At 53.7% G+C, this 17120-nt stretch carries 15 protein-coding genes; 6 read left to right on the top strand and 9 right to left on the bottom strand.

Going from position 1 to position 17120, the window contains the following annotated elements:
- Positions 1–261: 261 nt before the first annotated feature.
- Together TH4_RS10125 and moaB are read right to left on the bottom strand one after the other, a co-directional pair.
- Positions 262–1029: a sulfite exporter TauE/SafE family protein gene (locus TH4_RS10125; RefSeq protein ID WP_064780964.1), complete on the bottom strand. Its 768-nt coding sequence runs from the start codon at positions 1027–1029 to the stop codon at positions 262–264.
- A gap of 64 nt (positions 1030–1093) precedes the next feature.
- Positions 1094–1624 carry a molybdenum cofactor biosynthesis protein B gene (moaB, locus tag TH4_RS10120; RefSeq protein ID WP_040823811.1) on the bottom strand — a complete coding sequence of 177 codons (531 nt, stop codon included), beginning with the start codon at positions 1622–1624 and terminating at the stop codon, positions 1094–1096.
- 421 nt (positions 1625–2045) lie between these two features.
- Here moaB and TH4_RS10115 point away from each other — a divergent pair, with 421 nt between their 5' ends.
- The 6 genes from TH4_RS10115 (at position 2046) to TH4_RS10090 (ending at position 9691) form a co-directional block, all read left to right on the top strand.
- Positions 2046–3998 (top strand): acetoacetate--CoA ligase, encoded by a 1953-nt coding sequence (locus tag TH4_RS10115; protein ID WP_064780963.1) that lies wholly within the window; start codon positions 2046–2048, stop codon positions 3996–3998.
- A 494-nt stretch (positions 3999–4492) separates the two neighbouring features.
- Positions 4493–5515 carry an amino acid ABC transporter substrate-binding protein gene (locus tag TH4_RS10110; protein WP_008890737.1) on the top strand — a complete coding sequence of 341 codons (1023 nt, stop codon included), beginning with the start codon at positions 4493–4495 and terminating at the stop codon, positions 5513–5515.
- Between the two features lie 117 nt (positions 5516–5632).
- A complete protein-coding gene (locus TH4_RS10105; RefSeq protein ID WP_064780962.1) occupies positions 5633–6829 on the top strand; it encodes an amino acid ABC transporter permease in 1197 nt (398 codons plus the stop codon).
- 1 nt (position 6830) lies between these two features.
- Complete coding sequence (locus tag TH4_RS10100) at positions 6831–7934, top strand: amino acid ABC transporter permease (RefSeq protein WP_063089713.1); 1104 nt, start codon at positions 6831–6833, stop codon at positions 7932–7934.
- A gap of 17 nt (positions 7935–7951) precedes the next feature.
- Positions 7952–8737 (top strand): amino acid ABC transporter ATP-binding protein, encoded by a 786-nt coding sequence (locus tag TH4_RS10095; protein ID WP_064780961.1) that lies wholly within the window; start codon positions 7952–7954, stop codon positions 8735–8737.
- Positions 8738–8872: 135 nt separating this feature from the next.
- Positions 8873–9691: an ABC transporter ATP-binding protein gene (locus tag TH4_RS10090; protein WP_064780960.1), complete on the top strand. Its 819-nt coding sequence runs from the start codon at positions 8873–8875 to the stop codon at positions 9689–9691.
- Positions 9692–9720: 29 nt separating this feature from the next.
- Here TH4_RS10090 and TH4_RS10085 read toward each other — a convergent pair whose 3' ends face one another.
- From TH4_RS10085 to TH4_RS10055, 7 genes are all read right to left on the bottom strand, one after another.
- A complete protein-coding gene (locus tag TH4_RS10085) occupies positions 9721–10485 on the bottom strand; it encodes a DeoR/GlpR family DNA-binding transcription regulator (RefSeq protein ID WP_008890742.1) in 765 nt (254 codons plus the stop codon).
- Positions 10486–10686: 201 nt separating this feature from the next.
- Entirely contained in the window at positions 10687–12027 is a 1341-nt protein-coding gene (gene deoA, locus TH4_RS10080) for a thymidine phosphorylase (RefSeq protein WP_064780959.1), read from the bottom strand.
- Between the two features lie 59 nt (positions 12028–12086).
- On the bottom strand, positions 12087–12893 hold the full coding sequence (locus TH4_RS10075; protein ID WP_064780958.1) for a purine-nucleoside phosphorylase: 807 nt from the start codon (positions 12891–12893) through the stop codon (positions 12087–12089).
- Positions 12890–13303: a cytidine deaminase gene (locus TH4_RS10070; RefSeq protein ID WP_064780957.1), complete on the bottom strand. Its 414-nt coding sequence runs from the start codon at positions 13301–13303 to the stop codon at positions 12890–12892. The genes TH4_RS10075 and TH4_RS10070 overlap by 4 nt, the downstream gene beginning before the upstream one ends.
- Before the next feature lie 111 nt (positions 13304–13414).
- Entirely contained in the window at positions 13415–14386 is a 972-nt protein-coding gene (locus TH4_RS10065; protein WP_008890746.1) for an ABC transporter permease, read from the bottom strand.
- Positions 14386–15504, bottom strand: coding sequence for an ABC transporter permease (locus TH4_RS10060; protein ID WP_064780956.1), 1119 nt, complete (start codon positions 15502–15504; stop codon positions 14386–14388). The genes TH4_RS10065 and TH4_RS10060 overlap by 1 nt, the downstream gene beginning before the upstream one ends.
- A complete protein-coding gene (locus TH4_RS10055) occupies positions 15501–17084 on the bottom strand; it encodes an ABC transporter ATP-binding protein (RefSeq protein ID WP_064780955.1) in 1584 nt (527 codons plus the stop codon). Before TH4_RS10055 ends, TH4_RS10060 begins: the two co-directional genes overlap by 4 nt.
- Positions 17085–17120 lie beyond the last annotated feature (36 nt).

Below are 17120 nucleotides of genomic sequence, written 5' to 3'. Positions count from 1 at the left end.
CATATGCGCATCAGGTTTCCTCCTGGCTGCTGATCGCGTGCTTTTATTCGCCATCCATTCTGCTTGTCTTTGCAGCACTGATATCTAATAAGCCACTTATACCATTACGTAAATACAGGATTATACCCGGACCACGCGGCTATCTCATTGGCGTATGCCATTTCTACCATAAAGAGAGTGGATACATCACATTAAAACCATTGATCGAAACGCCAACAGTTAGTGTGGTGCTGTAAAGTACCGCGCAAACCGATGCGATGTTCAGGCTGTAAATTCGAGGATCGAATCCGCAAACAGCTTAATCCCTGTCAGGAACAACAGGCTGTAGCAAACCCGGTAGAACAATTTGACACTGACTTTGTCATGCGCCCACAAGCCCAGCCATGTCCCGAACAGCGCGACCGGCACGAACAAAAGTGATGTTCCAAGGTTGGATGCATCGAATTGCCCAAGCAGAGCATACGGGATCAGTTTGACGTAATTGACGACAATGAAGAACATGACTGTCGTACCGACAAAGATCGATTTATCCATTCGCTGCGGCAGCAGATAAACCGACACCGGTGGCCCGCCCGCGTGGGCGACGAAACTGGTGAAACCTGCCAGTGCGCCAAGAACTGTACCCTTGCCAATCGTTGCCCTGCCCGGTGCACCGGTTTCCTTCCGGCCACGAAGCCAATGATCAAGGGTAAAGATGATCGCGATCATCGCGATGATCAGTTTGACGGCTGCCTCATTCAGGTAGCTGAAAGACAATGTCCCGACAAGAATGCCCAGCAGTGCGGCCGGCACGAGGATTTTCATGTTCCGACTGTCCCAGCGATTGCGATAGGCCCAGACATTTGCAAGGTCCATCAGGCACAAAATGGGAAGCATGATCGCCGCGGCGGCCTGTGGCGATACCGCCAACGCCATCAGAGGCACAGCCACAACACCGAGCCCGCCGCCAAAGCCGCTTTTTGAAACACCGGCGATCAAGACGGCGGGAATGCCGACAACATAGAAAAACGGATCCGAGATAAATTCCATCGGAAGTCCTTGTTAATTGGGGAATTCAGGGATCGCGAGCAATGGATATGGACGGCGTGCGCCCCTATTCTTCAAGAAGACGCGGCATGAGCTCGACGAAGTTGCACGGCCGATGGCGGATATCGAGCTGATAGGTCAGAATTTCGTCCCAGGCATCTTTGCATGCCCCGGTCGATCCGGGTAACGCAAACATATAGGTTCCCATACACACCCCTGCAGTCGCCCGTGATTGCACCGTGGATGTGCCAATTTTCTGATATGATATCCAGCGGAACAGTTCGCCGAAGCCCGGTATTTCCTTTTCGTAGATTGCCCGGTGGGCTTCTACCGTCACGTCGCGCCCGGTAACACCTGTGCCGCCCGTGGTAATGATGACATCGACATCCGGGTTTGAGCACCAAGCACCGAGCTGCTTGCGCAAGGCCAATTGATCGTCTTTCAGGATTTTGCGTTCATAAACGTGATGGCCCTTGGCGATGATGCGTTCACAAAGAACCTCGCCCGAGGTGTCGTTATGGAGATCGCGCGTATCGCTGACGGTCAATACGGCAATATTGATCGATACAAAGGGTTGGCTTTCGTCAATGCCTGCCACGGTTATCTCCATGTCTCGTGAAATGCTGTGTCAACCTAATATGCCCAGACAGGCGTGCAAGCGTTTTCACGTGCAAGACACAGCTGCATCGCAACCCAACGAATCACGATAGAACAAAAACCGGCCGCCATTTGATACTTTATTAGCTTCTCGGGCTATTGTTTAACTCCAACCCGCAATATTTTTGAGCATTACAATTTCGGATATTTATAACTTTTAAACAGACACTTATGAAGATAATTTCACTTGATATATGATGAAAAATACAGCAATTGGTATTACCAATTTAGACCATCTGCGTTACTTCACTTGCTGGTCCGCATTTTTACGCCTAGAAAAGCGGTAAAGGACTACCAATTTGGCGCCCTCAAAGGATGCGCCGACGAGATCGAAACGTTCGGCAGGAAACAGAGGACTCATGATGAGCGACTTTCTTTGGCAACCGACGAAAGAACGCGTTGAAAATGCAAACGTCACCCGCTTTCGCGACTGGGTGAATGAAAAGCATGCGCTTAACCTTCAGAGTTTCACCGAACTCTATGACTGGTCCGTTGCCGAGATTGAACGTTTCTGGCCTGCTCTTATCGAATATGCCGATCTGAAAGCGGAAACATGGGGCGACCGTGTCCTGATCGACGGCAACAAAATGCCGGGCGCCCAGTTCTTCCCGGATGCGCGTCTGAACTTTGCCGAGAATCTTCTGGTCCGTGATGACGACACCGACGCGCTGATTTTCTGGGGTGAAGACAAGGTCAAAAGCCGCCTATCCTGGGCGGAACTTAATATTGCGGTATCGAAATTCTCGCAGGCCCTTCGCGCAGAGGGCGTTGGCAAGGGTGATCGCGTGTGCGGCTATATGCCAAATATGTCTGAAACCGTGATTGCGATGCTGGCAACGGCAGCCATCGGGGCAACCTGGTCCTCCGCCTCGCCGGACTTCGGCGTTCAGGGTGTTGTAGACCGCTTTGGCCAGATCGAACCAACCGTGATGATCACCGTTGACGGTTATCACTATAACGGCAAGCAACACGACATCCGCGAAAAGGTTCACGATGTTGTCGAGCGGATCGACAGCCTTAAAAAGGTCGTCATCGTGCCCTATGCCTTTGACGGCGCCAACACGACGGATATCCGCAGCGCCGTCACCTATGACGACTTCATTGCCCCCTTCCGGACCGAGAAAATCGTCTTTGAGCAAGTCGAGTTCAATCACCCGCTTTATGTAATGTTCTCGTCTGGGACGACGGGCAAGCCGAAATGCATTGTTCACGGCACGGGCGGAACGCTGCTGAAACAGGTTTCGGAACATATCCTGCATTGTGATGTCGCGCCCGGTGATCGCGTTTTCTATTTCACCACTTGTGGCTGGATGATGTGGAACTGGTTGATGGCGGGCCTTGCGGCCGGTGCAACCCTTCTGCTTTATGATGGCTCGCCCTTCTATCCGAGTGGCAATATCCTGTTTGATTATGCCGATGCAGAAGGCATGACGCTGTTTGGCACATCTGCCAAATATATTGATGCGTTGGCCAAGGCCGAACTCAAACCGCGAGAAACACACGATCTGTCCACTGTGCGTGCGATGACGTCAACCGGCTCGCCGCTTGCACCGGAAAGCTTCGATTACGTTTATCGCGACATCAAAGAAGACATCCATCTGGCGTCCATCTCAGGCGGCACAGATATCCTTGGCTGTTTTGTGCTTGCGTGCCCTGTCCTGCCGGTCAAACGTGGCGTCATCCAGACCCGTGCCCTTGGTGTTGCTGTCGACGTGTTTGATGACGATGGCAACTCCTTGCGGAACGAAAAAGGTGAACTGGTCTGCACCAAACCATTCCCATCGATGCCGGTCGGCTTCTGGAACGACCCGGATGGTTCGCGGTATCACAGCGCCTATTTTGACCGGTTTGATAACATCTGGTGCCATGGTGACTATGTCGAGCTTGATGATGATGGCGGCATGGTCATTTATGGCCGCTCGGATGCGACCCTTAACCCCGGCGGCGTTCGTATCGGCACGGCAGAGATTTATCGGCAGGTAGAAAAACTACCTGAAATTCAGGAATCGATTGTGATCGGCCAGGACTGGGATAACGACGTTCGGGTGATCCTGTTTGTTGTGCTCCGCGACAATTACGAATTGGATACCGCACTGATCGACAAGATCAAGAAGCAGATCCGCAACAACTGCACCCCGCGCCACGTCCCTGCCAAGGTACTTGCGGTTGCCGATATCCCGCGGACAAAATCGGGGAAAATTACCGAACTTGCAGTTCGTGATGTTGTCCACGGACGGCCGGTAAAAAATCAGGAAGCCTTGGCCAACCCAACAGCATTGGAACTGTTTTCCAACCTGTCGGAACTGAAAACCTGATCAAGACAAGCCCCGCATCCCGAAGCGGGGCTTTTTCATGTCGATCCGGTTTTGCAAGATGCTCGGCCGAGCTGCTTAAAGAATGCCGCCTCCGATTCCGCAGTGCGGTGATGCATATTTTTTAAACAGTGTGAACTGATGCACTTTTTTTGATCATGACCGATTGTTTGATGAAAAAAAGTTCGTGCAATTTTCGGTCTTGCCGGTGATCAGAATGAAACTACCGCTAGGTTATTGAATATATGAGACAAACAAAGTTTTGTATATCTTATCTAATCGTATCTCCGCACGATATAACCGCAGAAAAAGCCTCAATTTTTAGCCAGCACCGCCGGTTCTAATGTTGCCAAATTTTTTTCACACTTGACACAAGGCGGCCTAAAATTTCTTAATTTGGCGGTCCGATCTTCTTCGGACAGATGGATATGCGGCTGTGCATATCCAGGGTGGCACAAAAGCTAAAAACAATGCTTTGCTAACAAGGGAGCTATCTTATGAAAATCCAGACGATCCTTGCCGCTGGCGCAATGACCGTTGCAGCCGTTGCCGCACAGAACGCACAGGCAGGTGCCGTGCTTGACGGCATCAAGGCCAAAGGTTTCGTTCAGTGCGGCGTGAACACCGGTCTTCCTGGTTTCTCCGCTGCCAATGCCGAAGGTAAATGGGAAGGTATTGACGTTGACGTCTGCCGTGCAGCAGCTGCTGCAGTTTTTGGTGACGCGAACGCCGTTCAGTACACCCCGCTGACCGCAGCACAGCGCTTCACGGCTCTGCAGTCCGGTGAAATCGACATCCTGTCGCGTAACACCACTGCAACCACCACCCGTGATGCGAAACTGGGTCTGACCTTTGTCGGCATCAACTACTATGACGGTCAGGGCTTCCTGATCCCGAAAGCTCTCGGCGTTTCCAGCGCAACCGAGCTTGACGGTGCGACCGTCTGCGTTGAGCCGGGCACCACGACCGAGCTGAACCTCGCTGACTACTTCCGCGCCAAAGGCATGTCCTTCGAGCCGGTCGTTATTGAGAACATCAACGAAGCAACCGCTGCCTTCTTCTCTGGTCGTTGCGACGTTTACACCACCGATGCTTCGGGTCTTGCTTCCATCCGTACCCAGATGGCTGAAAATCCGGCTGACTACGTGATCCTTCCGGAAATCATCTCCAAAGAGCCGCTCGGCCCGGTTGTCGCCCAGGGCGACGAACAGTGGTCGGACGTTGTTCGCTGGGCTTTTGCTGCAATGGTTGAAGCAGAAGAGTATGGCGTCACCATGGAAAATGTTGACGACATGAAAGCAAACAGCACCAACCCGGGCATCCAGCGTCTTCTCGGCGTTTCGCCGGGCATGGGTGAAGCTCTTGGTCTTGACGAAGCTTGGGCATACAACATCGTCAAGCAGGTCGGTAACTATGGCGAAAGCTATGAGAAAAACGTTACCGCCAAGCTCGGTCTTGAGCGTGGTCTGAACGCTCTGTGGACCGATGGTGGCCTGCAGTACGCATGGCCGGTTCGCTAATCGCTAGCAAACCGACTGCCTAAACCTACGAAGCTCCGCCCCACTGCCTGAACGCATGGGCGGAGCTTTTCGTTAGGTGCTTGCTGATTTTGGATACAATCTACACCTGAGGGTCATATGAGTAAGCCTCAAAATGCCCCGGGGGATGTTCGTTCCAAGGGCCTCGTTGATTATCTCAATGACGAAAACGTCCGTGCGGTGCTTTATCAAGTCGTCGCAATTGGACTGATCGTTCTTGCGGGCTGGTACCTGGTGTCCAACACCTTGTACAACCTTGAACAACAGAACATCTCAACCGGTTACGGGTTCCTTGATCTTGAAGCTTCCTTCGAGATCAGTGAAACCATGATCGACTACAGCGCCCAAAGCGACTATGCGACGGCGTTGATGGTCGGTCTTCTGAACACTGTGAAGGTGTCACTGCTTGGGATCATTTTGTGTACGATTATCGGGACAATCTTTGGCGTTGCGCGCCTGTCCTCGAACTGGATCGTTCGCAAACTTGCGACTGTGTATGTTGAAACGTTCCGGAACATTCCGGTCCTGTTGCAACTGTTCTTCTGGTACGCACTTATTCCAAGCGCTTTCCCGCATCCACGCGACGCGCTGGAGCCTCTGCCCGGTGTTTTGCTGACGTCGCGCGGTATGTATTTGCCGGTGCCGGAACCGGATAACGCCTATACCCTTATGACCATTGCGGCCGTGATTTCCTGCGTTGTGATCTATTTTGTCAAGAAATGGGCCAAGAAACGCCAGGACGCCACAGGTCAGCCCTTCCCGATGCTTCTTGCCGGGATCGGTATTTTTGTCGGTCTCGTCCTTGCTGCCTATCTGGCAGGTGGCGCACCGACCGACATGAGCATGCCAGCCCTCAAAGGCTTTAACATTCAGGGTGGCTACAACATTTCGCCTGAATTCATGGCGGTTCTGATCGGGCTTACGGTTTACACCTCGACCTATGTTGCCGAGGTTGTTCGCTCCGGTATTCAGGCTGTTCCGAATGGCCAGTGGGAAGCGGCCGACAGTTTGGGCATTCGCCGTTCTATTGCGCTTCGCAAGGTGATCTTGCCGCAATCCATGCGTGTTGCGATCCCGCCTCTGACCAACCAGTATCTCAACCTGACCAAGAACAGCTCTTTGGCTGTTGCCGTCGGTTATCCGGATCTGGTTTCTGTTTCCAACACGACCATGAACCAGACAGGTCAGGCGATCGAGGCCATCTCGATCTTCATGTCGATCTATCTTGGTTTGTCCTTGTTGACCTCGCTCTTTATGAACTGGTTCAACAAGAAAATGGCACTGGTGGAGAGGTAACATGTCAGAAAACGCAAAATTACCTCCTCTTCCGACCGGCACTTTTTCCGAGCGTGCCGTGGCATGGTCGAAGAAGAACCTGTTTGATGGATGGTTCAATACCCTCCTGACCCTTGGTTCGATTGCATTCCTCGTTTGGCTGATCCCGCCAATCGTCGAGTGGGCCATCATCAATGCGACGTTGGCGCCATCAATTGAGGCCTGCGCGGAAGCGACAGGTGCCTGCTGGGGGTTCGTTAATGCCAATTTACGACTGATCCTGTTTGGCACCTACCCGTTTGAAGAACAGTGGCGGCCGCTTCTTGCCATGATCCTTCTGATGGGCATCATTTGCGGCAGTCTGGGTGCGGTTAAGTATCCAAGCCTGCGCAAGGCAATCATCCCGATGTGGGTCATTGGTGTGCCGATTATTGCCATCCTCATGTGGGGTGGTGTGTTTGGCCTTACCTATGTCCAGAACAGCTATTGGGGTGGCTTGCCGCTGACCCTGATCCTGTCCTCGATCGGTGTGATCTTTGCCTTCCCGTTCGGGCTGCTGCTGGCACTTGGTCGTCAGTCGCACATGCCGGCCATCAAAACCGTTTCCGTGGTTTACATCGAAGTCATTCGTGGTGTGCCGCTGATTACGGTTCTGTTCATGGCATCGGTTATGTTCCCGCTGTTCCTGCCAGATGGGGTTACCATCGACAAGCTGCTGCGTGCGCAGATCGGTATCATCCTGTTTACCGCCGCCTACCTCGCCGAGGTATTCCGTGGTGGTCTGCAGGCCGTTCCGCGTGGTCAGTTTGAGGCTGGTGACAGTCTTGCGCTGTCTTACTGGCAGTCAATGCGTCTGATCATTTTGCCGCAGGCACTGCGTCTGGTGATCCCGCCGACCGTTAACAGCTTTATCTCCATGTTCAAGGACACCACACTGGTCGTGATTATCGGCCTGTTTGACTTCCTTGGCACGGTGAAGCTGGCACTGCGCAGTGACCCGGCCTGGACCAAATATTACGTCGAAGGTTACGCCTTCGCCGCGGCAATATTCTTCCTGATCTGTTTCTCGATGGCGAAATATTCCGCCTATCTTGAAAAAGAGCTTCGCAAAGGCGAACAAAGGTAAGGAGTGAGGAAAAAACAATGACTGTAGCAACTGAACCCACTACCGGCGCTGTGCCTCCTCCGTCCAAAGAGGATGTCATCACCGTCAACAAGATGAACAAATGGTATGGCAATTTCCATGTTCTTCAGGATATTGACCTGTCTGTTCGCAAAGGTGAGCGTATTGTTATCTGCGGCCCGTCCGGCTCAGGTAAATCGACGCTGATCCGCACCCTGAACCGCCTTGAAACCTATCAAAGCGGTGAAGTTTACGTCGACAGCATCTTGCTTGGCGACGATGTCAAAAACATCGAAGCCGTGCGCCGCGAAGTCTGCATGGTGTTCCAGCACTTCAACCTTTTCCCGCACATGACCGTGCTGGAAAACCTGACGCTGGCCCCGATCTGGGTTCGCAAGATGCCCAAGAAGCAAGCCAACGAACTGGCCATGCATTACCTTGAGCGTGTGCGAATTGCCGAGCAGGCCCACAAATTCCCGGGTCAGCTTTCCGGCGGTCAGCAGCAGCGTGTGGCGATTGCCCGTTCGCTCTGCATGCAGCCGAAAATCATGCTGTTTGATGAACCTACCTCGGCGCTTGACCCGGAAATGGTCAAGGAAGTTCTCGACGTGATGGTCGAACTCGCCAAGGAAGGTATGACCATGCTTTGCGTGACCCACGAGATGGGCTTCGCCAAAGAGGTTGCTGACCGTGTGATCTTTATGGATGCAGGCCAGATCGTCGAAATGGCTGGTCCGAAGGAGTTCTTTGATAACCCGAAAAGCGATCGTACAAAGCTGTTCCTCAGCCAGATCCTGTCGCATTAATCGGCTATCAAGTACCCGATCTTTGCAAAACGGCCCCCATTTGCGGGGCCGTTTTCATTTTTGTAAAAATGATCCTTGCCCAGACCCGCTCAATTGCCGAAACTCGGCCCAACACGTTCATCATCCGGATTGCCAATGACCACGCCTGAAACCAGCTCCGCGACCCATCCGGCCTTTATCTCGGTTGAAAATCTCAGCAAACGGTTTGGCGACAAGCTTGCCCTTGATGATGTCAGCTTGCATCTTCCCAAGGGCGAAACCATGGCCATTATTGGTCCTTCTGCCGCAGGCAAAAGTGTTCTGATGAAATGTCTGGTTGGGATTTACGGGGCCGATACTGGCAAGATCCTGTTGGATGGCGATGATGTCAGTCAAACCAATGCGCCGAAACGCGCCGAATGGGCGGAACGCATTGGCATGCTATTTCAACAGAATGCCCTGTTTGACAGTCTGAAGGTTTGGGAAAATATCTGCTTTCGTCAGATCGAAACCGGCACTCTTAGCCGCAAGGAGGCCCGGGAACGAGCCTTTGATCTATTGGGCCTTGTCGGTCTGGCATCGGAAAGTGCGGATCTGACGCCAAGTGATCTGTCTGGCGGCATGCAAAAACGCGTTGGTGTCGCACGGGCGATTTCCACCGATCCGGCGATCCTGTTGCTGGACAATCCGACAGCCGGACTTGATCCGGTTCTGTCGAACCATATCGAACGCATGATTGGCAAGATTGCAGAACAACGCGGGACCACGGTGATATCAATCACCAACGATATGCACATTGCCCGCACCCGCTATCAGAACCTGATGATGATGCATGACGGTAAAGTCTATTGGGCAGGTAAAACCAAAGATATCGATGACGCACATAATGCGCATCTGACCCAGATGCTGAACGGATCGTCACAGGGCCCGATCACCATGCGAACCGGCAAACGCGAAGACCACGTCTATAGCTAACGGCACAAACACCCTGCCCCGCGCCGGATCTAGTTGGCTGTATAGACCGAAACGTCGGCTTCGCGAATCACATCGGCCCAAACCGGCCCCGGATGACGGTCGGTAAACAGAGCGTCGATTTCGGAAAGATGTCCTAGGCGCACCATCGCACGACGACCAAACTTCGATGCATCCGTGCACAGGAATGTTTGGCGAGCGTTGGAAATAATCGCCCGCGCGACGCGCACTTCACGATAATCGAAATCCATCAGGCTGCCATCCTCATCGACGCCGGATATCCCGACGATCGCGTAATCGACCTTGAACTGGTTGATGAAATCAATGGTGGCCTCGCCGATGACACCGAAATCGCGCTGTCGCACAACGCCGCCGGCAATGATCACTTCAAAGCCCTGATTGGCGGCACAGATTTCTGCAACATGCAGGTTATTGGTAATGATCTTAAGGCTTTTATGGCCGAGAAGCGCATGTGCAACTTCTTCGTTGGTTGTTCCGATATTGATAAACAGAGACGCGCCTTCGGGGATATGTTGCGCCACCAGCTTTGCGATCTCGCGCTTGCTGCCAAGGTTTAGAACCTGACGGTCGGTATAGGCGGTATTTTCGGTGGTCGAGACACTGGCAGCCCCGCCGTGATATCGGGCAATCAGGCCTTCTTCGGCCATTTCATTGATGTCGCGTCGGATGGTTTGTGGCGTGACAGAAAAATGTTCGGCAAGGGTATCAATGGTCATAAAGCTGTTGGAGGCGACAAGCTCCAAAATCTCTCTACGACGCCGATCCAGTTTCCCCATGCCTCTCTCCTTCTGTTTTCAATTTTCATCTTTATTGGAAAATTTTCATTCCTGATCAAAATGCTTTCTCTTGAGCCATTTGGCAAGCCTTGTCCGCCGAAAGCGAAATGCTCGCATAATGCTGACGGCGAACTTCGATAAGCGCAGAAAACAAAAAAGCCGGGTTTCATTCCCGGCTTTTTGCTTTTGACTTGGTGCCTATCACCCCTTTTTGCGTGCCACGATCCGTTCCCGTACAGCTGGTTCGGTGCCTGTCGGATCGACATCCCCCTCGCCAATCACAATCGCTTCACGCAGCAAGGCGGTTGCCTCTTCAAGCTGTGCCTCGTCACGGGTATGGGCCAGGCAAATTGGTGTCTCGGCCGACACCGGTTGTCCGACTTTGACGAAATCGGTAAAGCCGACCGCAAAATCGATCTTCTGATCTGCCCGCGTGCGCCCGCCTTTAAGCGACACCAGCGCAAGACCGACCTTTCTGGCATCCATCGAAAGAACACGGCCGGTCTTGGCGGCCGTTACCGTGTTTATCATCGGGGCGGCTTCAAGATACTTGTTGGTGTTTTCAACAAAGTCCGTAGGACCACCAAGACTTGATACCATCTTGCCAAAGGTCTCGGCAGCCTTGCCGTTTTCAAGCGCCTCTGTTGCCATACGCAGGCCATCGGAAACATCCGCCGCCACACCACTAACGGTCAGCATTTCTGCCGCCAGCGCCATGGTGACGTCATAGACGCGTTGTTCCTGGTGCTTGCCGGTCAGGAAGTCGATCGCTTCCTGCATTTCGAGTGCATTGCCAACTGTGTCCCCGAGCACCTGTTCCATATCCGTCAGAAGTGCGACCGTGGGAACACCGTTGCGGGTGGCAACTTCGGTGATGCTTTCGGCCAGTTCACGGGCGCGCTCATACTCGTTCATAAAGGCGCCAGAGCCGAATTTCACATCCATGACAAGGCTATCAAGCCCGGCTGCCAGTTTCTTTGATAGGATGGACGCCGTGATCAACGGGATGCTTTCAACCGTCGCGGTCACGTCGCGAATGCCATAAAACCGTTTGTCCGCCGGTGCCAGATCGGCTGTCTGGCCGATAATGGCACAGCCAACTTCACGGGTGACCTTGGCGAATTCGTCAAGACTTGGTGTGGTGCGATAGCCCGGAATGGAATCAAACTTGTCCAGCGTCCCACCCGTATGGCCAAGGCCACGGCCGGAAATCATCGGCACGAACGCCCCGCAGGCGCCAACAATCGGGCCCAGCATCAGGCTTACCTTGTCACCAACGCCACCGGTTGAATGCTTGTCTACCACCGGTCCATCAAGGCCAAGCGCCTTCCAGTCCAAAACCGTACCGCTATCGCGCATGTTGCGCGTAAGGTCCGCGCGCTCGTCCATGGTCATGCCGTTAAAGAACACAGCCATGGCAAGGGCGGCAACCTGCCCTTCGCTGATGCTGTTATCGGTGATGCCCTTGACGAAAAAGGCGATCTCAGCGTCTGTCAGAACTTCGCCTTCGCGTTTACGGCGAATGATTTCTTGGGGCAGCATGTGCTGTCTCCTGCGCACGTGTCGTTAATTCAAATAAGACGCTTTGAAGTCACACGACTTCAGGAAGCGCTTGAAAAATATTGCAGCAATATCTTGATAAGATTGGCCGAACCGGCTTTCGACATTTCCAATGTCTGCTCGTGGCTAAGCGGTGTCGCGCTCATGCCAGCGGCCAGATTGGTGATGTTTGAAACCGCGGCCACCTTGAATCCAAGACGGCGGGCCAGAATGTTTTCCGGCACGGTCGACATGCCGACCGCATCCGCGCCAAGAATCTTGAGTGCGCGGATTTCCGCTGGCGTCTCAAAGCTTGGCCCGGTGCACCAGCAATAGGTTCCCTCGAACAGTTTGATGCCCAGCTTGGCCGCCGCACCATGCAGCCCAGACCCGATTTCAGGATCATAAGGCACATCCATGCCGACGAAACGGTCATTACCGTGATAGCCGATCAACGGATTGGGACCAAACAGGCTGATATGATCAGTAATCAGCATCAGACTGCCCGGTACGGCCTCAGGGATCAGTGAACCCGCAGCATTGGTCAAAAGCAGACGTTCTGCGCCAAGTTCGCGCAGAATTTCAAGCGGTTCGGCCATCAGATCCGATCGGCCATGCTCGTAATAATGCGCCCGCCCCTGCATTACAGCAACGGACACACCGCCAATACGGCCAAGAACAAGTGTCCCGCCATGTCCGACCACGGTCGGGCGCGGGAACCCCGGCAATTCTTCGTAGGCAATGCTGATTGCATCACTTACGGCGTCAACCACACCACCAAGTCCGCTGCCCAGAACCAACGCAACTTCGGCCTTGAAACCCGGCGCCTTGGCGGCAATGACGTCAAGCGCTGCTTTTACATTGCTCATTTGAGGTTCTCCGGCCCGAAGGAATGGGGAATAAGTTCTTCACGGCTAAGCGTCAGAAGCGTTTCACCGGCATCATTGATGATGAAGATGGTCGCATCGGGACCGGTAAATTCGCGAATCTTCTGGCGGCACCCGCCACACGGGGTACAGGCGATATCGCCCAGCCCGACAACGACGATCTCGTCAAAACGGGTTTCCCCTGACAGTACCATTGCCGAAATCGCGCCGGCCTCTGCACAGACGCCTTCGGGATATGCCGCATTTTCAACATTGCAGCCCGAAACGATCTTGCCCTCAGTCGTGCGCAACGCAGCACCGACAAAGAAGTTCGAGTAAGGCGCATATGCCTTGTCACGAGCCGCAAGAGCCGCGTCAATCAGATCGCGCGGAGCCTGTTTATGAGCAACCATTTGTTTGATCCTGTTTTGATTACCTATCGCGCCTGACCAAAGCGCATATTTTTGGAAAAATGTGGTTCGGGACTGCCTGTATCATAGGTCGAGACCCGAACCACGAAAAGCTCAGCGTTCCTTGACGTATGCCCGACCAAGCGCCTTTGGCGGAATGGCCCGGCCAATAAACCCAGCCAGAAGAATGACCGTCAGGATATAGGGCAATGCCTGCACCAACTGGACCGGCACTTCGCCGATACCGGGCAGAACGACACCCTGCAAACGTGTGGCTGCCGCATCAAGGAAGCCAAACAGCAGACAGGCTGCCAATGCCGGGAACGGACGCCACTTGCCAAACACCATGGCCGCCAGCGCGATATAGCCTTTGCCTGCGGTCATGTCCTGGAGGAATGATGCGCCTTGCGCAGTCGAAAGATACGCTCCTGACATGCCAACAAGCACGCCACTGCAAATCACGGCGCGATAGCGCATCGCAACAACGCCAATGCCGGCCGTATCAACTGCGCCCGGGTTTTCACCAACCGCGCGCAGACGCAAGCCAAACCGGGTGCGATACATCACCCACCAGGCTGCCGGAACGGCAAGGAAGGCGACATAAACCAGAATGTTATGACCGCTCAGCAGTTCCGAATAAATCAGGCCCAGAACCGGAACGTCCTGAACGGCGTCGGCACCCGGGAACGTGATCGGCTGGAAACGCGATCCTTTATCAAGTGCTGGCGTTTTGCCGCCCTGTGCGAAAAGTGCAATCCCGACAAGGGCGGTCAGACCCGACATCAGGATATTGATCGCCATGCCCGAAACCACTTGGTTGCCCTTGTGCGTGATGCAGGCAAACCCATGCAGAAGCGAAAGCGCAATCGTGGTTGCAATCGCGGCCAGAAGCCCGACCCACGGGCTTCCGACATAGAAGGCAACCGCAGCAGCCGAAAACGCCCCGCCCAGCATCATGCCTTCAAGGGCAAGGTTAATCGTCCCGGACCGTTCGGAAAACATGCCCGCAAGGGCCGCAAGAATAAGCGGTGTCGAGGTCCGCAGCGTTGCATCAAGCAACAGGATAATCAGCTGAAATGTATCCATTATGCGGCCTCCCCGGCATCCTGGTGCAGACGCCAGGCTGTATAGATCTTTGTCACGCGCGGACGGAACATGTGTTCCATCGCCCCGGTAAACAGGATGACAAGCCCCTGAATAACCACGACCATGTCATTCGAGATGGTCGGAATTTCAAATGAAAGCTCCGCCCCGCCCTGATAGAGCATCCCGAATAGCAAAGCCGCAAGGAAGATGCCAAACGGATGGTTGCGCCCCATCAGCGCCACAGCAATGCCGACAAAGCCATATCCGGCGGTGAAATCAATCAGCAGGCGGTGTTGAACACCCATGACTTCGTTTAGCGCCACGAAGGATGACAGCGCACCTGAGATCATCATCGCGATGATGATAAAACGCCCGGGCTCAAGCCCGGCATAGGTTGCCGCCACAGCATTGGCACCGACTGTCCGGATGGCATAGCCCCAACGGGTGTGCCAGATAAACAGCCAGACCATGACGCTGATGACGATTGCATAAACAAATGACAGGTTCAGCGGGCTTGAGGCCATCTCAATGCCAAGCGCGCCTGCAATGTCATGAATAAATGGCAATCGCAAATGTTCGGCGATCTGTTCGCTTTCGGGCGTCATCGAGCCTTCCGGACGAAGCACATTGACCAGCAGATACACCATCAGCGATGAGGCGATGAAGTTGAACATGATCGTCGTGATCACGACGTGCGATCCGCGACGCGCCTGCAAGTAGGCCGGGATATATGCCCACGCCGCGCCAAAAATCATCGCCGCCAACATCGCCACAACCAGCATGATCGGGAATGGCAGGAAATCGAGATAAAGGGCGGCCAACGTTACACCAAGGCCACCGATATAGGCCTGCCCTTCGGCGCCGATGTTAAACAAGCCGCAATGGAACGCGACGGCAAAGGCAAGGCCGGTAAAGATGAAGTTGGTGGTGTAATAAAGCGTATAACCCCATGCCTCTTCATAGCCAAATGCGCCATAAAGCAGGATTTCAACCACCTGAATCGGGTTTTCACCAATCGCCAGAACCACAAGCCCGGACACAACAAGGGCCAACAGCAGGTTCAGCAAAGGCAAGGCGCCCACATCAATCCAGCGCGGCAGTTCGACAGTCTTGCTCATGCCTGCCCCTCCGCTGCCTTGGCTTCATTTGGGTCAACGCCCGCCATCATTAGACCAAGCACGCGTTCATTTGCCTCGGATGCGGCAACTTCACCAATGATGGCCCCATCGCACATCACCAGAATGCGGTCGGCAAGCGACATAATCTCGTCAAGCTCCACTGACACCAAAAGGACGGCTTTGCCAGCATCCCGCATGGCGACAATACGTTTGTGAATGAATTCAATGGCACCGATATCGACACCACGGGTCGGCTGGCCCACCAGAAGCAATTCCGGATCACGCATGATTTCACGCGCCAGAACAAGCTTCTGCTGATTACCGCCCGAGAAATTGGCAGCTTTCAAGTCCGGATTGTCCGGACGAACGTCAAATTCTGACATCATATTGGCTGTGGCAGCTGAAATAGCATCCCAATCCAGAAGCCCACCCTTTTGATAGGCTGGATCATCTTCATAGCCAAGAATGGCCGCCTCTTTGGCTGAAAAGGCCGTGACCATCGCCATGCGATGGCGATCCTCGGGCACATGCGCGACACCGCGACGACGAAGCTCTGCGGCATCAACACCTTTGCCCGGCGTTACATCCTGCCCGTTTAGTTCCACGGTCCCTTCGCTGGCAGATCTGATTCCACCAAGCGCTTCAAGCAGCTCACTCTGCCCATTGCCGGATACCCCGGCAATGCCGACAATTTCGCCTGCGCGCACGGTAAAGGTCGCATTTTTGACCTTGCGAACGCCCTGGGCATTATCAACACAAAGATTATCAACTTTCAGCACTGTCGCAGCCGGTTTGGCTTCACCTTTTTCAAGGCGTAGCAATACCTTACGGCCGACCATTAATTCCGATAGTTCTTCCGGGCTGGTTTCGGCTGTCTTGCGATGTGCCACCATTGCGCCCTGGCGCATGACAGAAACATTGTCCGTTGCGGCCATGATTTCGCGCAGTTTATGGGTAATCAGAACAACCGTCTTGCCCTGTTCTTTAAGGGTATCAAGAATTCTGAAAAGGTGGTCTGCTTCTTGGGGTGTCAGAACACCGGTCGGCTCATCCAGAATAAGAATTTCCGCCCCGCGATAGAGCGCTTTTAGGATTTCCACACGTTGCTGGAGCCCAACCGATAGATCACCCACGATGGCATCCGGATCGATGTTGAGCGAATATTCGCGTTCTAGACGTTTGAGTTCTTCGCGTGCCTTTTCAACACCATCGCGCAGAACAGCACCGCCTTCGACGCCAAGAATAACGTTTTCAAGCACCGAGAACGTCTCAACCAACATGAAATGCTGGTGAACCATCCCGATCCCGACCGCGATCGCGTCTTCTGATCCGTTGATTTCACAGAGCTTGCCATCGACGTGAATGGTTCCTGCATCGGCCTGATAAAAGCCGTACAGAATACTCATCAGGGTCGATTTACCAGCCCCATTTTCGCCCACGATTCCGTGGATAGTTCCTTTGTCGACCTTAAGGTCGATTTCTTTATTGGCATGTACCGCACCGAACCGCTTGTCTATACCGCGCAGTTCAATAGCGGGTTGCACGGCACCGGTTTCCCCGGCGCCGTGCATTTGATGCATCGTATCCGACACGACAAATCCCCGATTTGCTTTGAC

This window comes from Thalassospira tepidiphila MCCC 1A03514, assembly GCF_001662875.1.
GTDB classification, from domain to species: Bacteria; Pseudomonadota; Alphaproteobacteria; order Rhodospirillales; family Thalassospiraceae; genus Thalassospira; species Thalassospira tepidiphila.
This window is presented reverse-complemented; position numbering and strand designations above follow the sequence as displayed.